This is a genomic window from Pantoea sp. GCM10028869, from assembly GCF_042666835.1.
In the GTDB taxonomy this organism is placed as follows: Bacteria; Pseudomonadota; Gammaproteobacteria; order Enterobacterales; family Enterobacteriaceae; genus Pantoea; species Pantoea leporis.
Genome location: NZ_JBHTGO010000005.1, coordinates 252,056 through 273,159 on the forward strand (window position 1 = coordinate 252,056; position 21,104 = coordinate 273,159).

A 21,104-nucleotide genomic window follows, 5' to 3' on the forward strand; every position below is an offset into this window, starting at 1 on the left:
ATGTTGCCAGAACCCGCGCAGACAAGGTAGCCTCTTGCGTGGTTTTGTTGTCCCTACAGGAGCTGTAATGCCAAATCGTCTTACCTGGTGCGATCTGCCCGCCGATGTTTCACTTTGGCCGGGTTTACCCCTTTCCCTCAGCGGTGATGAAGTGATGCCGCTGGATTACCGTGCTGGTCGGACTGGCTGGTTGCTGTATGGGCGCGGGCTCGATAAACAAAAACTCACCGATTATCAGCATAAGCTGGGGGCGGCGATGGTGATCGTCAGCGCCTGGAATGTCGATGAGTATCAGGTGATACGTCTGGCAGGCTCGCTGACGCCGCGCGCCAGCAAACTGGCGCATGAAGCCGGTTTTGATGTGGCACCGCTCGGCAAAATCCCGCATCTGAAAACGCCAGGTTTGCTGGTGATGGACATGGATTCCACCGCGATCCAGATTGAGTGCATCGATGAGATCGCCAAACTGGCGGGTTGCGGCGAGCAGGTGGCGGAAGTCACCGAGCGCGCGATGCGCGGCGAGCTGGATTTCAAAGCCAGCCTGCGCGAGCGCGTCGGCACCCTGGCGGGCGCCGATGCCAATATCCTGATGCAAGTGCGCGATGCGCTGCCGCTGATGCCAGGCTTAACCACGCTGGTGCAGAAGCTGCAGGCGCTGGGCTGGCAGGTGGCGATCGCCTCGGGCGGCTTTACCTTCTACGCCGACTATTTGCGCCAGACGCTGCATTTAGCCGCGGCGGTGGCCAACGAGCTGGAAATTCGCGACGGTAAGTTAACCGGCCAGGTGCTGGGACAAATTGTCGACGCCCAATTTAAAGCCGATACCCTGAACGATCTGGCACAGCGCTTTGAAATTGCTCCGGAACAAACCGTGGCGATTGGCGATGGTGCCAACGATCTGCCGATGATTAAAACCGCGGCGCTGGGTATCGCCTATCATGCTAAACCTAAAGTGAATGAGCAGACGGAAATCATCATCCGTCATGCTGACCTGATGGGTGTGTTCTGCATCCTGACCGGCAGCCTGATTCACGAAGAGCGTTAACTGAGGATTTGATTTGGCCAAAGCGGCAAAACGCGCCTTCGTTTGTAACGAATGCGGCGCTGATTATCCGCGCTGGCAGGGGCAATGCAGCGCCTGCCATGCGTGGAACACCATCACCGAGGTGCGCATTGCCGCCTCGCCTGCGGCGGCGCGTAATGAGCGCCTGAGCGGTTATGCCGGCGGCAACGCGGGCGTTAGCCGCGTGCAGAAGCTGTCGGAGATCAGCCTCGAAGCCCTGCCGCGTTTCTCAACCAGTTTCAAAGAGTTCGATCGCGTATTGGGCGGCGGCGTGGTGCCGGGCAGCGCCATCTTAATTGGTGGTAATCCGGGTGCCGGTAAATCGACGCTGCTGCTGCAGGTGATGTGCAAGCTGGCAGAAGGGATGAAAACCCTGTATGTCACCGGCGAAGAGTCACTGCAACAGGTGGCGATGCGCGCCCATCGTCTGGGATTACCGACCGAAAACCTCAATATGTTGTCGGAAACCAGCATCGAGCAGATCTGCCTGATCGCCGAGCAGGAGCAGCCGAAATTGATGGTGATCGACTCGATTCAGGTAATGCACATGGCGGAGATCCAATCCTCGCCGGGCAGCGTAGCGCAGGTGCGTGAAACGGCCGCCTACCTGACACGCTTCGCCAAAACGCGCGGCGTGGCGATCATCATGGTCGGTCACGTCACCAAAGACGGTTCGCTGGCCGGCCCGAAAGTGCTGGAACACTGTATCGACTGTTCGGTGATGCTGGATGGCGACGCCGATTCCCGTTTCCGCACCTTACGCAGCCATAAAAACCGCTTTGGCGCGGTGAATGAGCTCGGCGTATTCGCCATGACCGAACAAGGCATGCGCGAAGTCAGCAATCCATCGGCCATCTTCCTGTCACGCGGTGATGAGATCACCTCGGGCAGTTCGGTGATGGTGCTATGGGAAGGTACGCGTCCGCTGCTGGTCGAGATTCAGGCGCTGGTGGACCATTCGATGATGGGCAACCCACGCCGCGTCGCGGTGGGTCTGGAGCAGAATCGCCTGGCAATCCTGTTAGCGGTGCTGCATCGCCACGGCGGCTTGCAGATGGCGGATCAGGATGTGTTCGTTAACGTGGTCGGCGGCGTAAAAGTCACCGAAACCAGCGTCGATTTGGCGCTGCTGATGGCGATGGTATCGAGCTTCCGCGATCGTCCGCTGCCGCAGGATCTGGTGATCTTTGGTGAAGTGGGCCTTGCCGGCGAAATTCGCCCGGTGCCGAGCGGCCAGGAGCGCATTTCCGAAGCGGCGAAACACGGCTTTAAGCGCGCCATCGTCCCGGCCGGTAATGCACCGAAGAAACCGGTCGAAGGGATGAAGGTGTACAGCGCAAAGAAGCTGGCGGATGCGTTAGCGATTCTGGATGAGTTGTAAGTTTTACCGGTCGGCATGAATGCCGACCCTACGTTTGTAGGGTGCGCATTTATGCGCACCGTCTTAAAGGCCGCACCGCCCTTTATTCCACGCAGGAGGCACTAAATGTCATCGTTTGACTACCTGAAAACAGCCATTCGCCAGCAAGGCCACACGCTGCAGCAGGTTGCCGACGCCAGCGGAATGACCAAAGGCTACTTAAGCCAGCTGCTCAACGCCAAAATTAAAAGCCCGAGCGCGCAGAAGCTGGAAGCGCTGCACCGTTTTCTTGGCCTGGAATTTCCGCGCCGCGATAAAACCGTTGGCGTGGTGTTCGGGAAATTTTATCCGCTGCATACCGGCCACATATATTTAATCCAGCGCGCCTGCAGTCAGGTGGATGAGCTGCATATCATCATGGGCCACGACGAGCCGCGCGATCGTGAACTGTTTGAAAACAGCGCCATGTCGCAGCAGCCGACCATCAGCGATCGACTACGCTGGTTGCTGCAAACCTTCAAATACCAGAAAAATATCCGCATCCATTCGTTTGATGAAGAGGGCATTGAACCTTATCCGCACGGCTGGGATGTGTGGAGCGGCGGCGTCAAAACCTTTCTGGCTGAGCAGGGCATTGAGCCGAATTGTATCTACACCAGTGAAGAGCCGGATGCCGCGATGTATGAGCAGCACCTCGGCATTCCGGCGGTGGTGATCGATCCCAATCGATCCTTTATGAACATCAGCGGCGGGCAGATTCGTCAGGATCCGTTCCGCTACTGGGAATACATCCCGACCGAAGTGAAGCCATTCTTCGTGCGCACCGTGGCGGTGCTGGGCGGCGAGTCGAGCGGCAAATCAACGCTGGTGAACAAGCTGGCGAACATCTTCAACACCACCAGCGCATGGGAATATGGCCGCGATTATGTCTTCTCGCACCTCGGTGGCGACGAGATGGCGCTGCAATATTCCGACTACGACAAAATCGCGCTCGGTCAGGCCCAGTACATCGACTTCGCGGTGAAGTACGCCAGTAAAGTCGCCTTTATCGATACCGATTTCATCACTACGCAGGCGTTTTGCCTCAAGTACGAAGGTCGCGAGCACCCGTTTGTGCAGGCGTTGATTGATGAATACCGTTTCGACCTGGTGATTTTGCTGGAAAACAACGTGCCCTGGGTGGCGGATGGATTGCGCAGCCTCGGCAGCTCAATGGATCGTCGCGAGTTCCAAACCATGCTGATCACCATGCTGCGTGAAAACAATATTGAGTTTGTGCACGTTAAAGAAGATGACTATGACACGCGCTTCCTACGTTGCGTCGAGTTAGTAAAGCAGATGCTGGGCAGCTGATTCAGCCATAAAAAAAGGCGCCTAATGGCGCCTTTTTCACAGCAACAGACTTACTTCGCCATACGCTTGTACTTGATACGCTTCGGCTCGAGCGCATCGGCGCCGAGGGTGCGTTTCTTGTACTCTTCGTACTCGGTAAAGTTACCTTCGAAGAACTCCACCTTGCCTTCATCCTGATAATCGATGATGTGGGTGGCGATACGGTCCAGGAACCAACGGTCATGCGAGATCACCATGGCACAGCCCGGGAATTCCAGCAGGGCGTTTTCCAGCGCGCGCAGGGTTTCAATGTCAAGGTCGTTGGTTGGTTCATCGAGCAGCAGCAGGTTACCGCCGACTTGCAGCAGCTTGGCGAGGTGCAGACGACCGCGCTCACCACCTGACAACTCGCCCACGCGTTTGCCCTGATCGGTGCCTTTAAAGTTGAAGCGACCGACGTAAGCACGGCTTGGCATCTCAGTGTTGCCAACGCGCATAATGTCCTGACCGCCAGACACTTCTTCAAACACGGTTTTGGAATTGTCCATTGCGTCACGGAACTGATCAACCGACGCCAGCTTGACGGTTTCGCCCAGCTCGATGGTGCCGGAATCCGGTTGCTCCTGGCCTGACATCATGCGGAACAGCGTAGATTTACCCGCGCCGTTCGGACCGATGATGCCAACAATTGCGCCTTTCGGTACAGAGAAGGTCAGATCGTCGATCAGCACGCGATCGCCATACGATTTCTTCAGGTTGGTCACTTCCAGCACTTTGTCGCCGAGGCGTGCGCCAGGTGGAATAAAGAGTTCGTTGGTTTCGTTACGCTTCTGGTAATCGGTGTTGTTCAGCTCTTCAAAGCGTGCCAGACGGGCTTTGCCCTTCGACTGACGGCCTTTCGCGCCTTGACGCACCCACTCCAGCTCTTTCTCGATAGATTTGCGACGCGCCGCTTCAGAAGAAGCTTCCTGCGCCAGACGCTGATCTTTTTGCTCCAGCCAGGAAGAGTAGTTACCTTCCCACGGAATACCTTCACCGCGGTCCAGTTCCAGAATCCAGCCAGCCACGTTATCCAGGAAGTAACGGTCATGCGTGATCGCCACAACGGTGCCTTCAAAGTCGTGCAGGAAGCGCTCGAGCCACGCCACGGATTCGGCATCCAGGTGGTTGGTCGGTTCATCGAGCAGCAGCATGTCTGGCTTTTCCAGCAGCAGACGGCACAGCGCCACGCGGCGGCGCTCACCACCGGAAAGGGTAGCGATTTTGGCATCCCAGTCTGGCAGACGCATCGCGTCGGCGGCACGGTTCAGCTGGGTATCGAGGTTGTGACCATCGTGCGCCTGGATCACTTCTTCCAGACGGCCCTGTTCCGCGGCCAGCTTGTCGAAATCCGCATCGGGATCGGCATACAGCGCATACACTTCGTCGAGGCGCTTCAGCGCGCCAACCACCTCTGAAACCGCTTCTTCAACGGATTCACGCACGGTGTGCTCCGGGTTCAACTGCGGTTCCTGCGGCAGATAACCCACATTGATGCCCGGCTGTGGGCGTGCTTCCCCTTCGATATCGGTATCGATACCGGCCATGATGCGCAGCAGCGTCGATTTACCCGAGCCGTTCAGGCCGAGTACACCGATTTTTGCTCCAGGGAAGAAGCTAAGAGAAATATTCTTCAGGATGTGACGCTTCGGCGGAACGACCTTGCCGACGCGATGCATGCTATAGACGAATTGAGCCACGTTGTATTGAGCCTTTTGGTCTGTGAGTTATGAACTTTAGGTACAGAAGTTTAGCTGTTTTCACCCTTTATTCATACCCGTCATACTTCGCGCTGCAGGTGCGTTGGCTGCGTGTGTCCACCCCAGTCACATACTAATGTATGCTCCTGGGGATGAACCCACTTGCCGCCTTCCTGCAACACGAAGTATTTAGGGTCTGGTTTTGTTTCCCGGTAATAGAAACAGAGGAATTCTAAGCTTTAGGCAATCGCAGCGGAATATTCTGTTGTGCCAGCCAGCTCTTCAGCGCCGGTTCGGGTGCGCTATCGCTGACCAGCAAATCAAAACGGCGCAATTCACCGATACGCGCGGGCAGCACTTTGCCAAATTTACTGCTGTCCGCCACCAGCACGCGCTGACGTGCGCGCAGCATCGCGTGGTGCTTCATCGCCAGCTCGTTAATGTTGTAGCAGGTGGCGCCCTGTTCCTGATCGATACCTGCCGCCGAAATAAAGGCCAGCGTCGGGCAGAGATCGTCGAGGATCGAATGCGCGCCAATCGGCGTGAACAGCGCGTTATCGGCGTGGAACTCACCGCCGCTCAGGATCACGTTGCAGGCCGGTTTCTCTTTCAACGCCAGGAAAGTGTTCATCGCGCAGCAGATGGCGGTGAACGGCAAGGTGTCAGGAATCGCATCTACGATGTACGGCAGCGTGGTGCCGCAATCAAAAAATACCGTGTCATTTTCACTGATCAGATCCGCAGCAGCCTGCGCCAGGCGCTGTTTGCGTGCGGCGTTCTGACCGTGCTGATCGGAGATGAAATAGTGTCCGGCGTGGCTTTTCGGATCGCTGACGATATAGCCGCCCAGCAGCACCACGGTTGAAGCCGGTTCGGTGAGATCGCGGCGGATGGTCATTTCCGACACGCCGAGCAGCTGCGCCGCGTCTTTCAGGTGCAGTTTATCGGTGCGTTTCAGCGCCTGAGCCAACTTGTGAATACGTTCGTCGCGCCGGGTTTCCATGATCATCTCTGCGTAATTAATCCTGAAGTCGAAGTGGCCTGGTCAAAAATCACGATAAATCTCACATATTTTAATGATTTGCGACGTATCCAGCAGGCCAGTTTTCAATCTTACCTGTAATGAGATCGGCCCGCAAACCTCATGCAATGCCGCCAACGTGTTGCTCTCAAGCCGCTTCGCTCTGATTCTCAATGTTGTTCCATTGTTAGAATAATAACATTCATTTCTACGGATGAAGGGCTGTTTATCGGCTTTTCATCAGGATGTCGAGGTGTGAAATTTATCACATAATTAACTTTATTAACCTGATATTGTTATTTTAATAACATTATAAAGCTAAAAATTCACCGGGAGAAAACAATGGATATTGCGGTTATTGGGTCAAATATGGTGGACCTCATTACCTATACCAATCAGCTGCCTAAAGCGGGCGAAACGCTGGAAGCACCCGATTTTGCCATCGGCTGCGGGGGTAAAGGTGCCAATCAGGCTGTGGCAGCGGCGAAGATGGGCGGCAGCGTGATGATGGTGAGTAAAGTCGGCGACGATCTGTTCGCGCCGAATACCGTGGCCAATCTGCAGCAGCAAGGCGTTGATACCCGCTTCGTCACCACCGCGCCAGGCACCTCCAGCGGCGTGGCACCTATCTTCGTCGACGATGAGTCGCAGAACCGCATTCTGATTATTAAAGGTGCCAACCAACAGTTGAAGCCAGCCGATATCGATGCCGCCGCTGACGCGTTGAAAAGCTGCCAGTTGATCATCCTGCAGCTGGAGATCCCGCTGGAGACCGTTTATTACGCCATTGATTTTGCCCGTCAGCATGACATCAAAGTGATCCTCAATCCGGCACCGGCGGTGGCGGATCTCAATATCGACTACGCCTGCAAATGCGACTTTTTCATGCCGAATGAAACCGAGCTGCAGATCCTCACCGGCATGCCGGTCACCACGGATGAAGAGGTGAAGCTGGCGGGGCAATCGCTGCTCAAACGCGGGCTGAAAAACCTGATCATCACGCTGGGCGGGCGCGGTTCGCTGTGGATGTCTGGCGACAGCGTGCATCAGGTTGCCCCCACCGCGGTAAAAGCAGTGGATACCAGCGGCGCGGGCGATGCCTTTATCGGCTGCTTCGCCCACGAGTTGGTGAAAAGCGGCGATATCCCGGCCGCGATGGCGCAAGCCTCGGCTTATGCCGCCTGCAGCGTGACCGGTCGCGGCACGCAGCGCTCCTATCCCGACGCGGAAACCTTCCAGCGTTTTCTCAACGTTCACTGAGGTCGAGTTATGCAACCGAACATTGTTCAGCAATCTGATGGCTATCTGAATAAAACGCCGCTGTTCCAGTTCATTTTGCTCTCGTGCCTGTTCCCGTTGTGGGGCTGTGCGGCGAGTCTGAACGACATCCTGATCACCCAGTTCAAAAGCGTGTTCGCGTTAAGCGATTTCGCCAGCGCGCTGGTGCAGAGCGCGTTCTATGGCGGCTACTTCCTGATCGCTATTCCGGCCTCGCTGGTGATCCGCAAAGCCACCTATAAACTGGCGATTTTATTGGGACTGGCGCTGTATATCGTGGGCTGCGTGCTGTTCTATCCCGCGTCGCACATGGCAACCTACACCATGTTCCTGGCGGCGATTTTCGCCATCGCCATCGGTTTGAGCTTCCTCGAAACCGCCGCCAACACCTACAGCTCGATGATTGGTCATCGCGATCACGCCACGCTGCGCCTGAATATCAGCCAGACCTTCTATCCGGTGGGCGCACTGATGGGCATCGTGCTGGGCAAATATCTGGTGTTTCAGGAGGGCGACAGTCTGGAAAGTCAGCTGGCCGGCATGAATGCGGAACAGGCGCATGCGTTCCGTCTCACCATGCTGGAGCATACGCTGGAACCCTACAAATATCTGGTGATGGTGCTGGTGGTAGTGATGCTGCTGTTCCTTTTCACCCGCTATCCGCGCTGCAAACCGGAAAGCAGTGAAAAATCGTTGCCGTCGCTCGGCGAGACTTTCCGCTACCTGGCGGCGAATCGTCACTTCAAACGCGGGATTCTGGCGCAGTTCTTGTATGTCGGCATGCAGGTGGCGGTGTGGTCGTTCACCATTCGTCTGGCGCTGACGCTCGGCGCGGTCAATGAACGCCATGCCTCTAACTTTATGATTTACAGCTTCATCGGCTTCTTTATCGGTAAATTTATCGCCAACGTCCTGATGACGCGCTTCCGTGCGGAAAAAGTGTTGATTGCCTACTCGCTGCTGGGTGCTCTGGCGCTGGCGTATGTGATGTTTGTGCCAAACTTTACCGCCGTGTATGCCGCCATCCTGGTCAGTGCGCTGTTTGGTCCGTGCTGGGCGACGATCTACGCTGGAACGCTGGCTACCGTCGATAACAAATACACCGAAGTAGCGGGCGCGTTTATCGTGATGTCGATTGTCGGTGCTGCCTTTATTCCTGCGATTCAGGGCTTCGTCTCCGATCATCTGGGATCGATGCAGCTGGCGTTCGGCGTTTCGCTGCTGTGCTTCGCCTGGGTGGGTTACTTCTTCTGGGGCGAGCTGCGTCATAAAAAACAGGCAGAAGCAGCCGGTCGTTTAGTTGAGGAGATGCCATGAAAACCCGTTTACCGTTACGTCGTGAGCAGTTTCATGAAACGCCAGCCACGCTGCTGCGCAACGAAACGTTCCACGTCGAGCTGTTTCGCTATCCCGCAGGCGTGGAAGCGGTACGCATCAGCAATCCACGCGGCACGGTGATCGTACTGCCGTTTTACGGTCAGATGGTGTGGGACGCTAACTTTGACGGCCATTCGCTGACCATGGGCCACAGCTTTAAGCAGCCGCTGCCCGGCAGTTCGATCATTGATACCTACGGCTGTTTCGCTTTCCACTCCGGGCTGCTGGCCAACGGCTGTCCGGCAGAGGATGACGATCATCCGCTGCATGGCGAAATGGCCTGCGCGCGCATGGACAGCGCGTGGATGGTACTGGAGGACGATCGCCTGTCGCTGGAGGGCGAAACCGAGTATGTGAAGGGCTTTGGCCATCACTATCTTGCCGCACCGGCGGTGCGCCTTGAGGCCAATGCTGCGCGCCTGCACATTGAGATGAACGTCACTAACCTGGCAGGCGCTCCGATGCCGCTGCAGTATATGTGTCATCTGAACAGCGCCTGGCTGGATCAAGGGCGTTTCCAGCAGTCGATCCCGACCGATGCGTTCCAGCTGCGCAGCTCGATCCCGGCGCACGTCAAGCCTACCCCACAGTGGCGCGCATATACCGATCAACTGGCGCGCGATCCGCAGGCGTTTCAGCAGCTGGATCAGCCGCAGATGTGCGATCCGGAGATCGTGTTTTTCGCCGACGATCTCCAGCAGTACGGCGATGAGATGCAGTTCGAGCTGCACTCACCGCAAGGGTTTGCCCTGATGACGCGCTTCTCCAGCCAGCAATTCCCACACGCCACGCGCTGGATGCTGCATAACCGCGATCAGCAGGTCGCCGCCTATGTGCTGCCGTCAACCTGCCGCCCGGAGGGTTTCAAAGCCGCACAGCGCGCCGGCACGCTGATTGAGCTGGCCCCCGGCGAACAGCGCCATTTCAGCGTTGAGACCGGGATTTTGTAATCAATGGCGGTCTTAGGATCGCCATTTTAAAATCAATATCAACAGCGGATGTTGATATTAAAAATCATTTAAAAAATATCAAATATACCCCTATCTCCCCTCGGTTAATTGCAATGATCTAATGATTTAGATCAAATTATTAAATAAGAGGATGTGCATTATAGTAATTTTATTTAAATTTACGTTCAGGGAAGGATTATGGCATCTGTACCGATAGGACCTGGTGCATTAATTATTCAGAATAATATGCGTGAAGCCAGATGTAATGGTATGTCGAGAGGTATGGCGACACCGGCAACCTATTACTGGTTTTATCAAAAAGTACGCAATCGCGGCCCTTGGGATTACAAACAATTCGACTTCAATTGGGCTGCTTTTGGAAACTTCAATTTTGGCGCTTCAGGCAGAGCGGCTGGCATACCCGATGACATTTTGCTGATGGGCGCGGGATTTGCTCAAACACTCGCTGGCACATCAAAACCTCGCTGGGGAAAGTGGTATGATGTTCCTCCCTATGGAGATGATCCCACAGATCAACGCAATATACGCGAGGGAATTGAGTATGCTAAACAGCACGGTTATTAAGCGATTTCATTTGATACTGACTCTTCTTTTGCTGATTATTATTGGTTTTTTAGTCATCGGTAATGAAAGCTCACGCGATAATGATGTGTTGAAGCGTAGTCAAAAAATCAATCAATCTTCCTGGCTATATATGACTGAATACAGTGCTGGCGGTGCCACTGTTCCTGTTATTTATCGATATTATTTAACCAGTGAGATTACCGGCAACGAAAAACAAGTTTTAAATAAACTTAAAACGTTGGAACCTCTCATTGAAGGTGTAGGAAGCATCCGCTCAATTAACATATCAGCTAATGGGCATATCACCTTTAGGTGGAGTGGAAAAATAGTGTCAGTGAGTAGTAAAGTTGGCATGGCAGATTTTGAATTTGAAAATTAAATAAAATATTTAAAATGCTCTAAACGACGTGCCTCCTGCTTGTAGACGCGGCCGTTAAGCCGCTCTTTTGAATTATCAAGCTCAACTAAATCGCCACTAATCCGCGTACGCCGTCGGCTTCCATGGCGGATCCGGCGCCGCGCTGCACGATCTCGCCGCGCGACATCACCAGATAGCTGTCGGCCAGTTCGGCGGCGAAATCATAAAACTGCTCGACCAGCAGGATCGCCATATCGCCGCGCTGCGCCAGCTGGCGGATCACCGCACCGATCTCCTTGATCACCGACGGCTGGATCCCTTCGGTTGGCTCATCGAGGATCAACAGCTTTGGTGAACAGGCGAGGGCGCGGCCAATCGCTAATTGCTGCTGTTGTCCGCCCGACAGGTCGCCGCCGCGGCGCGCTTTCATCTCACGCAGCACCGGAAACAGTTGATAGATCTCCTCCGGCACCGCTTTGGCCTGTGCGCCAGAAAAACGCGCCAGCCCCATCAGCAGATTCTCTTCCACCGTCAGACGCGGGAAGATTTCGCGCCCCTGCGGCACATAAGCGATACCGGCCTGCACGCGCTGATGCGGCTTGCGGCTGTTGATCACATTATCCTGCCAGCGAATTTCGCCGGATTTAGCCGGAATCAGCCCCATCAAACATTTCAGTAACGTGGTTTTACCCACGCCGTTACGTCCCAGCAGGCAGGTAATTTCACCCGGCTTCGCTTCAAACGACAGGCCGCGCAGAATGTGGCTGCCGCCGTAATATTGATTCAGTTCCGTGACTTGCAGCATGTTAACGCCCCAGATAAACGTCGATAACCCGATCGTCCGCCTGCACTTCGCGTAACGATCCCTCGGCCAAAACCTGGCCCTGATGCAGCACGGTGACGTGATCGGCAATGGTTTCAACAAAGCCCATGTCGTGCTCGACCACCATCAGCGAATGCTTACCGGCGAGGCTGCGAAACAGCTCGGCGGTGTATTCGGTTTCGGCATCGGTCATGCCGGCTGCCGGTTCATCCAGCAGCAGCAGATGCGGGTCCTGTACCAGCAGCATGCCGATTTCCAGAAACTGCTTCTGGCCGTGCGACAGCAAACCGGCTTTGCGCTGACGCTCGCCGCCCAATCGCAACAGTTTTAGCACCTCATCAATGCGATCCTGCTGCTCGCTGTTCAACCGCGCGCGCAGGCTGGCCCACACTGATTTGTCGTTTTTCAGCGCGATTTCCAGATTCTCAAATACCGTTAGCGCTTCGAATACCGTGGGTTTCTGGAACTTGCGCCCAATACCGGCGCGCGCGATCTCCACCGGCGACATTTTGCTGAGATCGGTATCCTGGTCGTAGATCACCTGGCCATTATCCGGTCGGGTTTTACCGGTGATCACATCCATCAGCGTGGTTTTTCCCGCGCCGTTGGGGCCGATCACGCAGCGCAGTTCGCCCACGCCGATCTTCAGTGAGAGATCGGTGAGCGCACGAAAGCCGTCGAACGAGACGTTGATCTTCTCCAGCTGCAATACCGGATCGCTTTGTTCACGATAGCGATCCGAGGGATGAGGTTGGGTAAACAGGTGTTCAGTCATCACGCCTCCGGCGCAGCAGGCCAATCACGCCACGCGGCAGGAACAGCGTGACCAGGATAAACATCAGGCCAAGGAAAAACAGCCAATATTCCGGGAAGGCGACGGTGAACCAGCTTTTGGCTCCGTTAACGATGGCGGCACCAAGCAGCGGACCAATCAGCGTGCCGCGTCCGCCCAGCGCCACCCATATCGCCGCTTCAATCGAGTTGGTTGGCGACATTTCGCTGGGGTTGATAATGCCAACCTGCGGCACGTAGAGCGCGCCCGCCAGCCCGCACAGCACCGCCGACAGCGTCCAGACAAACAGCTTGAAGCCTTTGGGATCGTATCCGATGAACATCAGGCGGTTCTCCGCATCGCGCACCGCGGTCAACACGCGGCCAAACTTGCTGCGTGCCAGCGCGAAGCCAATGCCGAGGCTGACCAGCAGCAGCAGCACCGTGGCGACAAATAGCCCAATACGCGTGCCGGTAGCGGTGACGTTAAAGCCGAGCAATGTGGTGAAGCCGGTAAAGCCGTTATTACCGCCGAAGCCGGTTTCGTTGCGGAAAAACAGCAGCATGCCAGCGTAGGTCAGCGCCTGCGTCATGATTGAGAAGTAAACGCCTTTGATTTTCGAGCGGAAGGCGAAGAAGCCGAACACCAGCGCCAGTAAACCCGGCACCAGCATGATCAGGCACAGCGCCCAGGCAAAATGTTGCGTGCCCGCCCAAAACCACGGCAGCTCACTCCATGAAAGAAAAGACATGAACGCGGGCAGGCCGTCGCCGGATGCCTGGCGCATCAAATACATGCCCATCGCATAGCCGCCAAGCGCGAAGAACAGGCCGTGACCGAGCGACAGCAGCCCGGCGTAACCCCACACCAAATCGAGCGCCACCGCGACCACGGCGTAACAGAGAATCTTGCCGACCAGCGTTAGCGTGTAGGTGGAGATCGCCAGCGGATGGGTGGCGGGCAGCAGGGCGCAGAACGGCAGCGCCAGCAGCAGCACAGCGATCACCACGCCGAGGCTGAGCGTCAGGCGTGGCGCTTTGCGCGCAATAGTTAACGTCATTGGCTGGCTCATCAGTCAATCACCCTCCCTTTGAAGGCAAACAGGCCCTGCGGACGTTTCTGGATAAACAGCACGATCAGCACGAGGATGAGGATTTTTCCCAGCACCGCGCCAATCTGCGGCTCCAGCACTTTATTAAGAATGCCAAGACCAAAGGCCGCGACCACGGTGCCCGCCAGTTGGCCGACGCCACCCAGCACCACCACGAGGAAGGAGTCGATGATGTAGCCCTGACCGAGCTCCGGCCCGACGTTGCCGAGCTGCGACAGCGCCACGCCGCCGAGTCCGGCGATGCCAGAACCGAGGCCAAACGCCAGCATATCGATGCGTCCGGTCGGCACGCCGCAGCAGTCAGCCATTGCGCGGTTCTGCGTCACGGCGCGCACGCTCAGGCCGAGACGGGTTTTATTCAGCAGCAGCCAGGTGAGGGCCAGCACGGCAAACACGAACAGGATCACCGCGATACGGTTGTACGGCAGTACCAGATTCGGTAATAGCTGCAGCCCGCCGGAGAGCCAGCCTGGGTTAGCCACTTCCAGGTTCTGCGCGCCAAACAGCATGCGCACCAGTTGAATCAGCATCAGGCTGATACCCCAGGTGGCGAGCAGCGTTTCCAGCGGACGTCCGTACAGATGGCGGATGATGGTGCGCTCCAGCAGCATGCCCATGCAGGCGGTGACCAGAAAGGCCACCGGCAGCGCCAGCAGCGGATACCAGGCCAGCCACTGCGGTGCGAACTGCTGGAACAGGCTTTGCACAAACCAGGTGGCGTAGGCACCCAGCATCAGCATTTCGCCGTGCGCCATGTTGATTACGCCCAGCAGGCCGTAGGTGATCGCCAGACCGAGCGCGGCCAGCAGCAGAATCGAACCGAGCGACAGGCCGGTAAACGCCTGACCGAGCAGATCGCCCCACATCAGGCGCTGTTTAATCTGCTTCAGGCTGGCGGCGGCGGCATCACGCACGCTGGCATCGGGTTCATTGCTGGACTGGGTTAAGCGCGTGAGGCTGGCCTGCATGTTGGGATCGCTGGATTCGCCGAGCAGTTTGACAGCCTTAAGGCGCAGCGCCGCATCCGGGCTGGCGAGTTGCAGGTTGGCCGCTGCCATCAGCAGTACGTCGTGCACTTTCGCGTCTTTTTCCAGCGTCAGACGCTGCTCAATCAGCGGCAGCATATCGGCGACGCCATCGTTTTGTAGTTGTTGTGCGGCACGTAAACGGATCGCGGCATCATCGCTCACCAGCTGATGGGCGGCGAGAGCGCTGGCGATCAATACGCGCAGGCGGTTGTTCATGAACAGCTTTTTGGTGTCGCCGTCGGGCTGTTGCGCGCTGTCGAGCGGCTGCAACGCTTCACCTTGTTTGCTGAACGGCTGCTGTTTTTGATCGATGACCACGGTTTCATTGCGCAGCGCCTGCAGCAGCGGCAAGCGACTGGCCTGCGGTGCGGCGGCCCACTGCTGGAGCAGCGTGGCTTGTTGCGCGCGGCTGGCGGCCGCGAAGTCTGCGCCATCGCCCGCCTGGGCGAGCCAGGGCAGCAGTAACAGCAGACAGCAGAGATAACGGCGGATTGTCATGGTTCTGGCCCTGATGGTGAGAAGTTGTTTTGGTTTGGATTGGTGTGGCTGTCCCCCTCCTCGGTCCTCCCCCATAAATGGGGGAGGAAGACGTTGCCCAATGCCAGCAATGAACATGCATGTGGCAGCGTCTCCTTCCCCCATTTATGGGGGAAGGCCGGGATGGGGGACAGCCAGCACAACCCCTACTGCGTTGATTTCACCGGATGGTCCGGCTTCTTATCATTACCCGCAATGTACGGGCTCCACGGCTGGGCGCGTACCGGTTGCTCGGTCTGCCACACCACGTTGAACTGACCGTTCTCTTCCACTTCACCAATCATCACTGGCTTATGCAGGTGATGGTTGGTTTTATCCATGGTCAGGGTGAAACCGTCCGGGGCTTTAAAGGTCTGTCCCGCCATCGCCGCGCGCACTTTATCCACATCGGTGGTGCCCGCTTTCTCTACCGCCTGCGCCCACATGTGCAGGCCAACGTAGGTCGCTTCCATCGGGTCATTCGTCACCACGGTGTTGGCGTTCGGCAGGTTGTGCGCCTTAGCGTAGGCGCGGTAATCCGCGACGAACTTCTGGTTAGTTGGGTTATCCACCGACTCGAAGTAGTTCCACGCCGCTAGCTGACCGACCAGCGGTTTGGTATCAATGCCGCGCAACTCTTCCTCGCCGACGGAGAAGGCGATCACCGGGATATCCGTGGCTTTGATGCCCTGATTGGCCAGTTCTTTGTAGAACGGCACGTTGGAGTCGCCGTTGATGGTGGAGATCACCGCGGTTTTGCCACCGGCAGAGAACTTCTTAATGTTGGAGACGATGGTCTGATAATCGCTGTAACCAAACGGCGTATAGACCTCTTCGATGTCTTTATCCTGTACCCCTTTGGTGTGCAGGAAGGCGCGCAGTATCTTGTTGGTGGTGCGCGGATAGACGTAGTCGGTGCCCAGCAGGAAGAAGCGTTTCGCGCTGCCGCCATCTTCACTCATCAGGTATTCCACCGCCGGAATCGCCTGTTGGTTCGGCGCGGCGCCGGTGTAGAACACGTTCGGCGACATCTCTTCGCCTTCGTACTGCACGGGATAAAACAGCAGGCCGTTCAGCTCCTCAAACACCGGCAGCACCGATTTACGCGATACCGAAGTCCAGCAGCCAAACACCGCCGCCACTTTGTCCTGCGTCAGCAACTGGCGCGCTTTCTCAGCGAACAGCGGCCAGTTGGAGGCCGGATCGACCACCACCGGTTCCAGCTTTTTGCCCAGCACGCCGCCTTTGGCGTTGATCTCATCGATAGTCATCAGCGCCACATCCTTCAGCGGCGTTTCGGAGATCGCCATGGTGCCGGAGAGCGAGGACATAATGCCGACCTTGATGGTGTCAGCAGCCTGCGCCGCAAAGGCAAAGCCCATGCTGACCACAGAGGCAGAGAGCGCGAAAGCCTTGAGCAACGAACGTCTTTTCATCAGTAAACCCCTCACGATGTTTGTATTGTTATTCAATGGGTTGAAGTCGAGCCTGCTGTAACATATGCAATGTGATCTTTCTGACCTCTGCCTTACTGACGGCAATATGGTCGGTTAAAATGCGCTGCGCCTCCTCGGTTTGTTGCTGGAAAATCGCCCGTAAAATCTGAGCGTGCTCGCGGTATGTCGCCTCCATTCGGTCGTCTCGGGTAAAATCGAGACGGCGAATGATGCGGATTTTTTCGGTCAGTTCGGCGTGGATGCGCGCCATCTCCTGATTGCCAGCGGCGGCCACCAGCGCCATGTGAAAGGCTTCATCCTGCGCCGAAACCGCTTTGCCATCGGCCAGCGGCGGTGCATCCATCCAGAAGCTTTTCAGCGCGGTGAGCATGTCGATGCACTGCGGTGCGGGCAGTGCGCACAAGCGGCGCACCGCTTCGCACTCCAGCACGGTGCGAAAGTCGTACAGCTCTTCGAAATATTCAAAGTCAAACGGCTTCACCTGCCAGCCGCTGCGGAACCACACTTCGACGTAGCCCTCGCGCTCCAGCCAGAACAGCGCCTGACGCACCGGCGTGCGGCTCACTTCCAGCCGATCGGCGATTTCGTTTTCGCTAAAACGATCGCCCGGCATCAGTCGGAACTCAAAAATGTCCTGCTTCAGCGCCTGATAAACCTTTTCGGCCAGCGCTTCCGGACGACCTTTGCTACGAGGGCTCGTATTCATGCCGACTCCTTATTCCAGCCACAGCAGGGCATCGCCCGGACTCACCGGACGTCCTGCCTGGCAGGCAATGCGTTTCACCGTGCCGGCCTGCGGCGCGACAATCGCCAGTTCCATTTTCATCGCTTCCACGATGATCAGCGTTTGACCGGCTTCCACCGCGTCGCCCGGCTGCACCAGCACTTTCCAGATGTTGCCGTTCATATCGGCGCACACCGCCAGCGCATCGTCGTCGACTTCGGCCACAGCCAGCGTCTCCTCGGTGGTGAGCGGCGCGTTCTGCTCTTCCTGCGCCCACAGCATCACTTCCTGTTCGAAGGCGGCGGACTGACGCTGGCGGAAATCACTGATCGATGCGGCGTTTTCCGCCAGGAATTGATGATGGGCGGCGAAGTCGAAGACCGTTTCTTCGATGCGCACCGTGGCGCGGCCTTCGCGGAAGTCATCGCGCAGCTGCGTCAGTTCGTCTTCCGTTACCGGATAGAAGCGCACCTGATCGAAGAAGTGCAGCAGCCACGGCTCGTCGGCCGCGAACTGATCGTTTTTCAGGAATTTGTTCCAGATTGGCAGCGTGCGGCCTACCAGCTGATAACCGCCGGGTGAATCCATGCCGTAGATGCACATGTACATGCCGCCAATGCCAACCGTGCCTTCAGCGGTAAAGGTGCGCGCCGGGCTGTATTTGGAGCTCAGCAGGCGATGGCGTGGATCGATCGGTACCGCGCACGGCGCGCCGAGATAGACATCGCCGAGGCCGAGAATCAGGTAGCTGGCATCAAAAAGGGTGTCGCGCACCGCTTCGCGGCTCGCCAGGCCATTAATACGCTGGATAAAATTGACGTTATTTGGCAACCACGGCGCGCTGGCACGCACGGTTTCCTGATAACGTTCGACCGCGCCGAGCGTGGCGCTGTCTTCGAAGGCCATCGGCATCCAGACAATACGCGACGGCACTTTCAGCTGGCTGACATCGCCGAGCCCGGCTTCCAGTTCCAGCAGCAGCTGCATCAGCTGTTTCTGGCTGAGAATCAGGCTGTCGTAGCGCACCTGCAGAGAGCGTACGCCTGGCGACAGCTCTTCCACGCCCGGCACCGCGCGTTCACGCAGCGCATTCATCAGCAGATGCACGCGCAGACGCAGCGCCAGATCCAGCACGTTATCGCCGTACTCAATCAGCACATATTTATCGCCCGCCTGGCGATAAACCGCCGCTGGCGTGGTTGCCGTGGCGGGGAGCGCCGCCAGCAAGGTGGCGGAACCGATAGCGCTGGCTGCTAAAGAGGGCACCGCAAAGGCCGGCGCGTGGCTGCTGCGCAGCGTGGCCACGCTATGCGCCTGGGCTTTTTCCAGCGCCACCGCTTCGTCGGCGCTGATTGGGTGGAAGCGAATTTTATCGCCCGGTTTCACCTGGCCGACTTTCCACAGTTCGGCTTTGGCTATGGTCACCGGGCAGACGAAGCCGCCGAGGCTAGGGCCGTCGTGCGTCAGGATCACCGGGAAGTCGCCGGTGAAGTTCACCGCGCCGATGGCGTATTCGCAGTCATGCACGTTGGACGGATGCAGGCCGGCTTCGCCGCCGTTGGCGCGCGTCCATGTCGGTTTCGGGCCAACCAAACGCACGCCGAGGCGGTTGGAGTTGTAGTGCACCTGCCAGTCGCTGGCAAAGAACTCATCAATCGCCGCCTGAGTGAAGAAATCCGGTGCGCCGTGCGGTCCATACAGCACGCCGATGCGCCATTCAGTGCCGTAGTGCGGCACCAGCGCATGATCGAGCGCCTGCGGGGCGCTGACCGGCGCGGGCGTGGTGCAGGCAGCGAGCTGCGGCTGGGAGATTGGCAGCATATCGGCGACGCGCAGAGTGCGTCCGGCGTGGCCGCCAAACTGGCCGAGCGAGAAGGTGGATCGGCTGCCGAGATATTCCGGCACGTCGAACCCGTTGCGCACCGCTAAGTAGGTGCGGCAGCCGCTCTGCGCGCGGCCCAGCGTCAGGGTTTGTCCCGCTTTGACGTGGACGGGCTGCCAGTAGGCGATGTTTTCGCCATCGACGTCGGCTGGGCAATCAGCACCGGTCAGGGCGATGACGGCATCGCTGTGGAAGCGCAGCGTGGGGCCTTGCAGCGTGAATTCCAGACCGGCGGCGCTGTCGTGGTTGCCGACAATGCGATTGGCGAGGCGGAAGGCGAAATCGTCCATTGGGCCGGACGGCGGTACGCCGATATCCCAATAGCCGAGGCGGCCAGGGAAATCCTGAATGCTGCTGAAGGTGCCGGGTTGCAGCACTTCAATCACGCTGGCGGCTGGTGTGAAGCTATCGAGGAAGCGCGTCCACACGTTGCCGCTGCGGAAGGCGTCTGTGGCGACGATCTGGCGCAGATAATCGAGATTGCTGGCGATGCCGTGCAGCTGCGTGGCGTCGAGCGCCTGCTGCATCTTCGCCAGCGCCGCTGCGCGCGTCTCGGCATGCACGATCAGTTTGGCGATCATCGGATCGTAAAACGCCGAAACTTCGGTGCCGGTAGCGATCCAGCCATCAACGCGCACGTCATCCGGGAAACTGACGTGGGTCAGCACGCCGGGGCTGGGCTGGAAGTTTTTCAGCGGATCTTCGGCGTAGATACGCACTTCAATCGATGCGCCAGCGGGCGCTTGCTGCAGGCGCGCCCAGTCGAGGGCATCGCCAGCGGCGACTTTCAGCATGCACTCAACCAAATCAAGGCCGGTGACGCATTCGGTGACCGGATGTTCAACCTGCAGGCGGGTGTTCACTTCGAGGAAGTAGAAGGCATCTTGTTCGGCGTCGTAGATGTATTCCACCGTACCGGCGCTGCGATAATTCACCAGCTCGCCAAGGCGCACCGCAGAAGAGAGCAGCGCTTCACGCGTTGCCTGCGGCAGATTCGGTGCAGGCGTCTCTTCTACCACTTTCTGGTTGCGGCGCTGCAGCGAACAGTCGCGTTCGCCGAGCGCGATCACTTTGCCGCTGCCGTCGCCAAAAATCTGCACTTCAACGTGGCGCGCGCGATCGATGCAGCGTTCTAAAAACACGCCCGCATCGCTGAAGAACTGCTCGCCAAGGCGGCGCACGCTCTCCCACGCATTGCGCAGCGCATCGGCGTCGGCGCAGCGCGTCAGGCCAATGCCGCCACCGCCCGCGGTGCTTTTCAGCATCACCGGATAGCCGATGGTGTCGGCGGCGCTTAAGGCTTCTTCCAGCGAACTCAGCAGCGGCGTGCCCGGCGTCATTGGCACGCCCGCGCTGGCGGCAAGCTCACGCGCGCGGTGTTTCAGGCCAAACTCGCCAATCTGCTGCGCGGTGGGGCCGACAAAGGCGATGCCGGCTTTTTCACAGGCATCGGCAAACGGCAGGCTTTCTGACAGGAAACCGTAGCCCGGCCAGATGGCTTGCGCGCCAGTTTCCTGCGCGGCGGCGAGGATTTTATCGATGCGTAAATAGCTGTCGCTGGCTTTGTCGCCGCCGAGGGCGATGGCGACGTCGGCTTCTTTGACGTGGCGCGCGTTGCGGTCAGCGTCGGAATAGACGGCGACGCTTTTCACGCCGAGGCGTTTTAAGGTGCGAATGGCGCGGCAGGCGATTTCGCCACGGTTAGCAATCAGAACGGTGCTGAACATG

At 57.7% G+C, this 21,104-nt stretch carries 17 protein-coding genes; 8 read left to right on the forward strand and 9 right to left on the reverse strand.

The window, feature by feature from the left end; genetic code table 11:
- Positions 1–67: 67 nt before the first annotated feature.
- The 3 genes from serB to nadR all read left to right on the forward strand — a co-directional run bounded on the left by serB (position 68) and on the right by nadR (position 3,776).
- Positions 68–1,045, forward strand: coding sequence for a phosphoserine phosphatase (serB, locus tag ACFQW4_RS15210; RefSeq protein ID WP_101762181.1), 978 nt, complete (start codon positions 68–70; stop codon positions 1,043–1,045).
- A 13-nt stretch (positions 1,046–1,058) separates the two neighbouring features.
- Positions 1,059–2,444 (forward strand): DNA repair protein RadA, encoded by a 1,386-nt coding sequence (gene radA / locus ACFQW4_RS15215; RefSeq protein WP_007886867.1) that lies wholly within the window; start codon positions 1,059–1,061, stop codon positions 2,442–2,444.
- Positions 2,445–2,549: 105 nt separating this feature from the next.
- Positions 2,550–3,776: a multifunctional transcriptional regulator/nicotinamide-nucleotide adenylyltransferase/ribosylnicotinamide kinase NadR gene (nadR, locus tag ACFQW4_RS15220; RefSeq protein WP_110867484.1), complete on the forward strand. Its 1,227-nt coding sequence runs from the start codon at positions 2,550–2,552 to the stop codon at positions 3,774–3,776.
- A gap of 50 nt (positions 3,777–3,826) precedes the next feature.
- Here nadR and ettA read toward each other — a convergent pair whose 3' ends face one another.
- Positions 3,827–5,494, reverse strand: a complete 1,668-nt coding sequence (gene ettA / locus ACFQW4_RS15225) for an energy-dependent translational throttle protein EttA (protein WP_097095007.1) — start codon at positions 5,492–5,494, stop codon at positions 3,827–3,829.
- A 232-nt stretch (positions 5,495–5,726) separates the two neighbouring features.
- Positions 5,727–6,497, reverse strand: a complete 771-nt coding sequence (deoR, locus tag ACFQW4_RS15230) for a DNA-binding transcriptional repressor DeoR (RefSeq protein WP_101762370.1) — start codon at positions 6,495–6,497, stop codon at positions 5,727–5,729.
- Between the two features lie 360 nt (positions 6,498–6,857).
- Here deoR and rbsK point away from each other — a divergent pair, with 360 nt between their 5' ends.
- The 5 genes from rbsK to ACFQW4_RS15255 all read left to right on the forward strand — a co-directional run bounded on the left by rbsK (position 6,858) and on the right by ACFQW4_RS15255 (position 11,084).
- On the forward strand, positions 6,858–7,775 hold the full coding sequence (gene rbsK / locus ACFQW4_RS15235; protein WP_377726042.1) for a ribokinase: 918 nt from the start codon (positions 6,858–6,860) through the stop codon (positions 7,773–7,775).
- A gap of 9 nt (positions 7,776–7,784) precedes the next feature.
- Complete coding sequence (gene fucP, locus ACFQW4_RS15240) at positions 7,785–9,110, forward strand: L-fucose:H+ symporter permease (RefSeq protein ID WP_110867486.1); 1,326 nt, start codon at positions 7,785–7,787, stop codon at positions 9,108–9,110.
- Positions 9,107–10,120 (forward strand): aldose 1-epimerase family protein, encoded by a 1,014-nt coding sequence (locus tag ACFQW4_RS15245; RefSeq protein WP_110867487.1) that lies wholly within the window; start codon positions 9,107–9,109, stop codon positions 10,118–10,120. The genes fucP and ACFQW4_RS15245 overlap by 4 nt, the downstream gene beginning before the upstream one ends.
- 198 nt (positions 10,121–10,318) lie before the next feature.
- Positions 10,319–10,705, forward strand: a complete 387-nt coding sequence (locus ACFQW4_RS15250) for a polymorphic toxin type 44 domain-containing protein (protein ID WP_192412430.1) — start codon at positions 10,319–10,321, stop codon at positions 10,703–10,705.
- A complete protein-coding gene (locus ACFQW4_RS15255) occupies positions 10,683–11,084 on the forward strand; it encodes a hypothetical protein (RefSeq protein ID WP_377726045.1) in 402 nt (133 codons plus the stop codon). The genes ACFQW4_RS15250 and ACFQW4_RS15255 overlap by 23 nt, the downstream gene beginning before the upstream one ends.
- Positions 11,085–11,169: 85 nt before the next feature.
- Here the strand turns inward: ACFQW4_RS15255 and urtE are convergent, their stop codons facing one another.
- From urtE to uca, 7 genes are all read right to left on the reverse strand, one after another.
- The gene (gene urtE, locus ACFQW4_RS15260) at positions 11,170–11,868 is read right to left on the reverse strand and encodes an urea ABC transporter ATP-binding subunit UrtE (RefSeq protein WP_192412426.1); all 699 of its coding nucleotides are present in this window, start codon (positions 11,866–11,868) and stop codon (positions 11,170–11,172) included.
- Position 11,869: 1 nt separating this feature from the next.
- Complete coding sequence (gene urtD / locus ACFQW4_RS15265; RefSeq protein ID WP_277974500.1) at positions 11,870–12,661, reverse strand: urea ABC transporter ATP-binding protein UrtD; 792 nt, start codon at positions 12,659–12,661, stop codon at positions 11,870–11,872.
- Positions 12,654–13,730: an urea ABC transporter permease subunit UrtC gene (urtC, locus tag ACFQW4_RS15270; protein ID WP_192412424.1), complete on the reverse strand. Its 1,077-nt coding sequence runs from the start codon at positions 13,728–13,730 to the stop codon at positions 12,654–12,656. The genes urtD and urtC overlap by 8 nt, the downstream gene beginning before the upstream one ends.
- Positions 13,730–15,295 carry an urea ABC transporter permease subunit UrtB gene (gene urtB / locus ACFQW4_RS15275; protein WP_377726048.1) on the reverse strand — a complete coding sequence of 522 codons (1,566 nt, stop codon included), beginning with the start codon at positions 15,293–15,295 and terminating at the stop codon, positions 13,730–13,732. The genes urtC and urtB overlap by 1 nt, the downstream gene beginning before the upstream one ends.
- 185 nt (positions 15,296–15,480) lie before the next feature.
- Positions 15,481–16,749 carry an urea ABC transporter substrate-binding protein gene (urtA, locus tag ACFQW4_RS15280; protein ID WP_101762170.1) on the reverse strand — a complete coding sequence of 423 codons (1,269 nt, stop codon included), beginning with the start codon at positions 16,747–16,749 and terminating at the stop codon, positions 15,481–15,483.
- Between the two features lie 28 nt (positions 16,750–16,777).
- A complete protein-coding gene (locus ACFQW4_RS15285) occupies positions 16,778–17,476 on the reverse strand; it encodes a GntR family transcriptional regulator (RefSeq protein WP_192412422.1) in 699 nt (232 codons plus the stop codon).
- Positions 17,477–17,485: 9 nt separating this feature from the next.
- Positions 17,486–21,103 carry an urea carboxylase gene (gene uca, locus ACFQW4_RS15290; RefSeq protein WP_377726051.1) on the reverse strand — a complete coding sequence of 1,206 codons (3,618 nt, stop codon included), beginning with the start codon at positions 21,101–21,103 and terminating at the stop codon, positions 17,486–17,488.
- Between the last annotated feature and the right edge of the window lies 1 nt (position 21,104).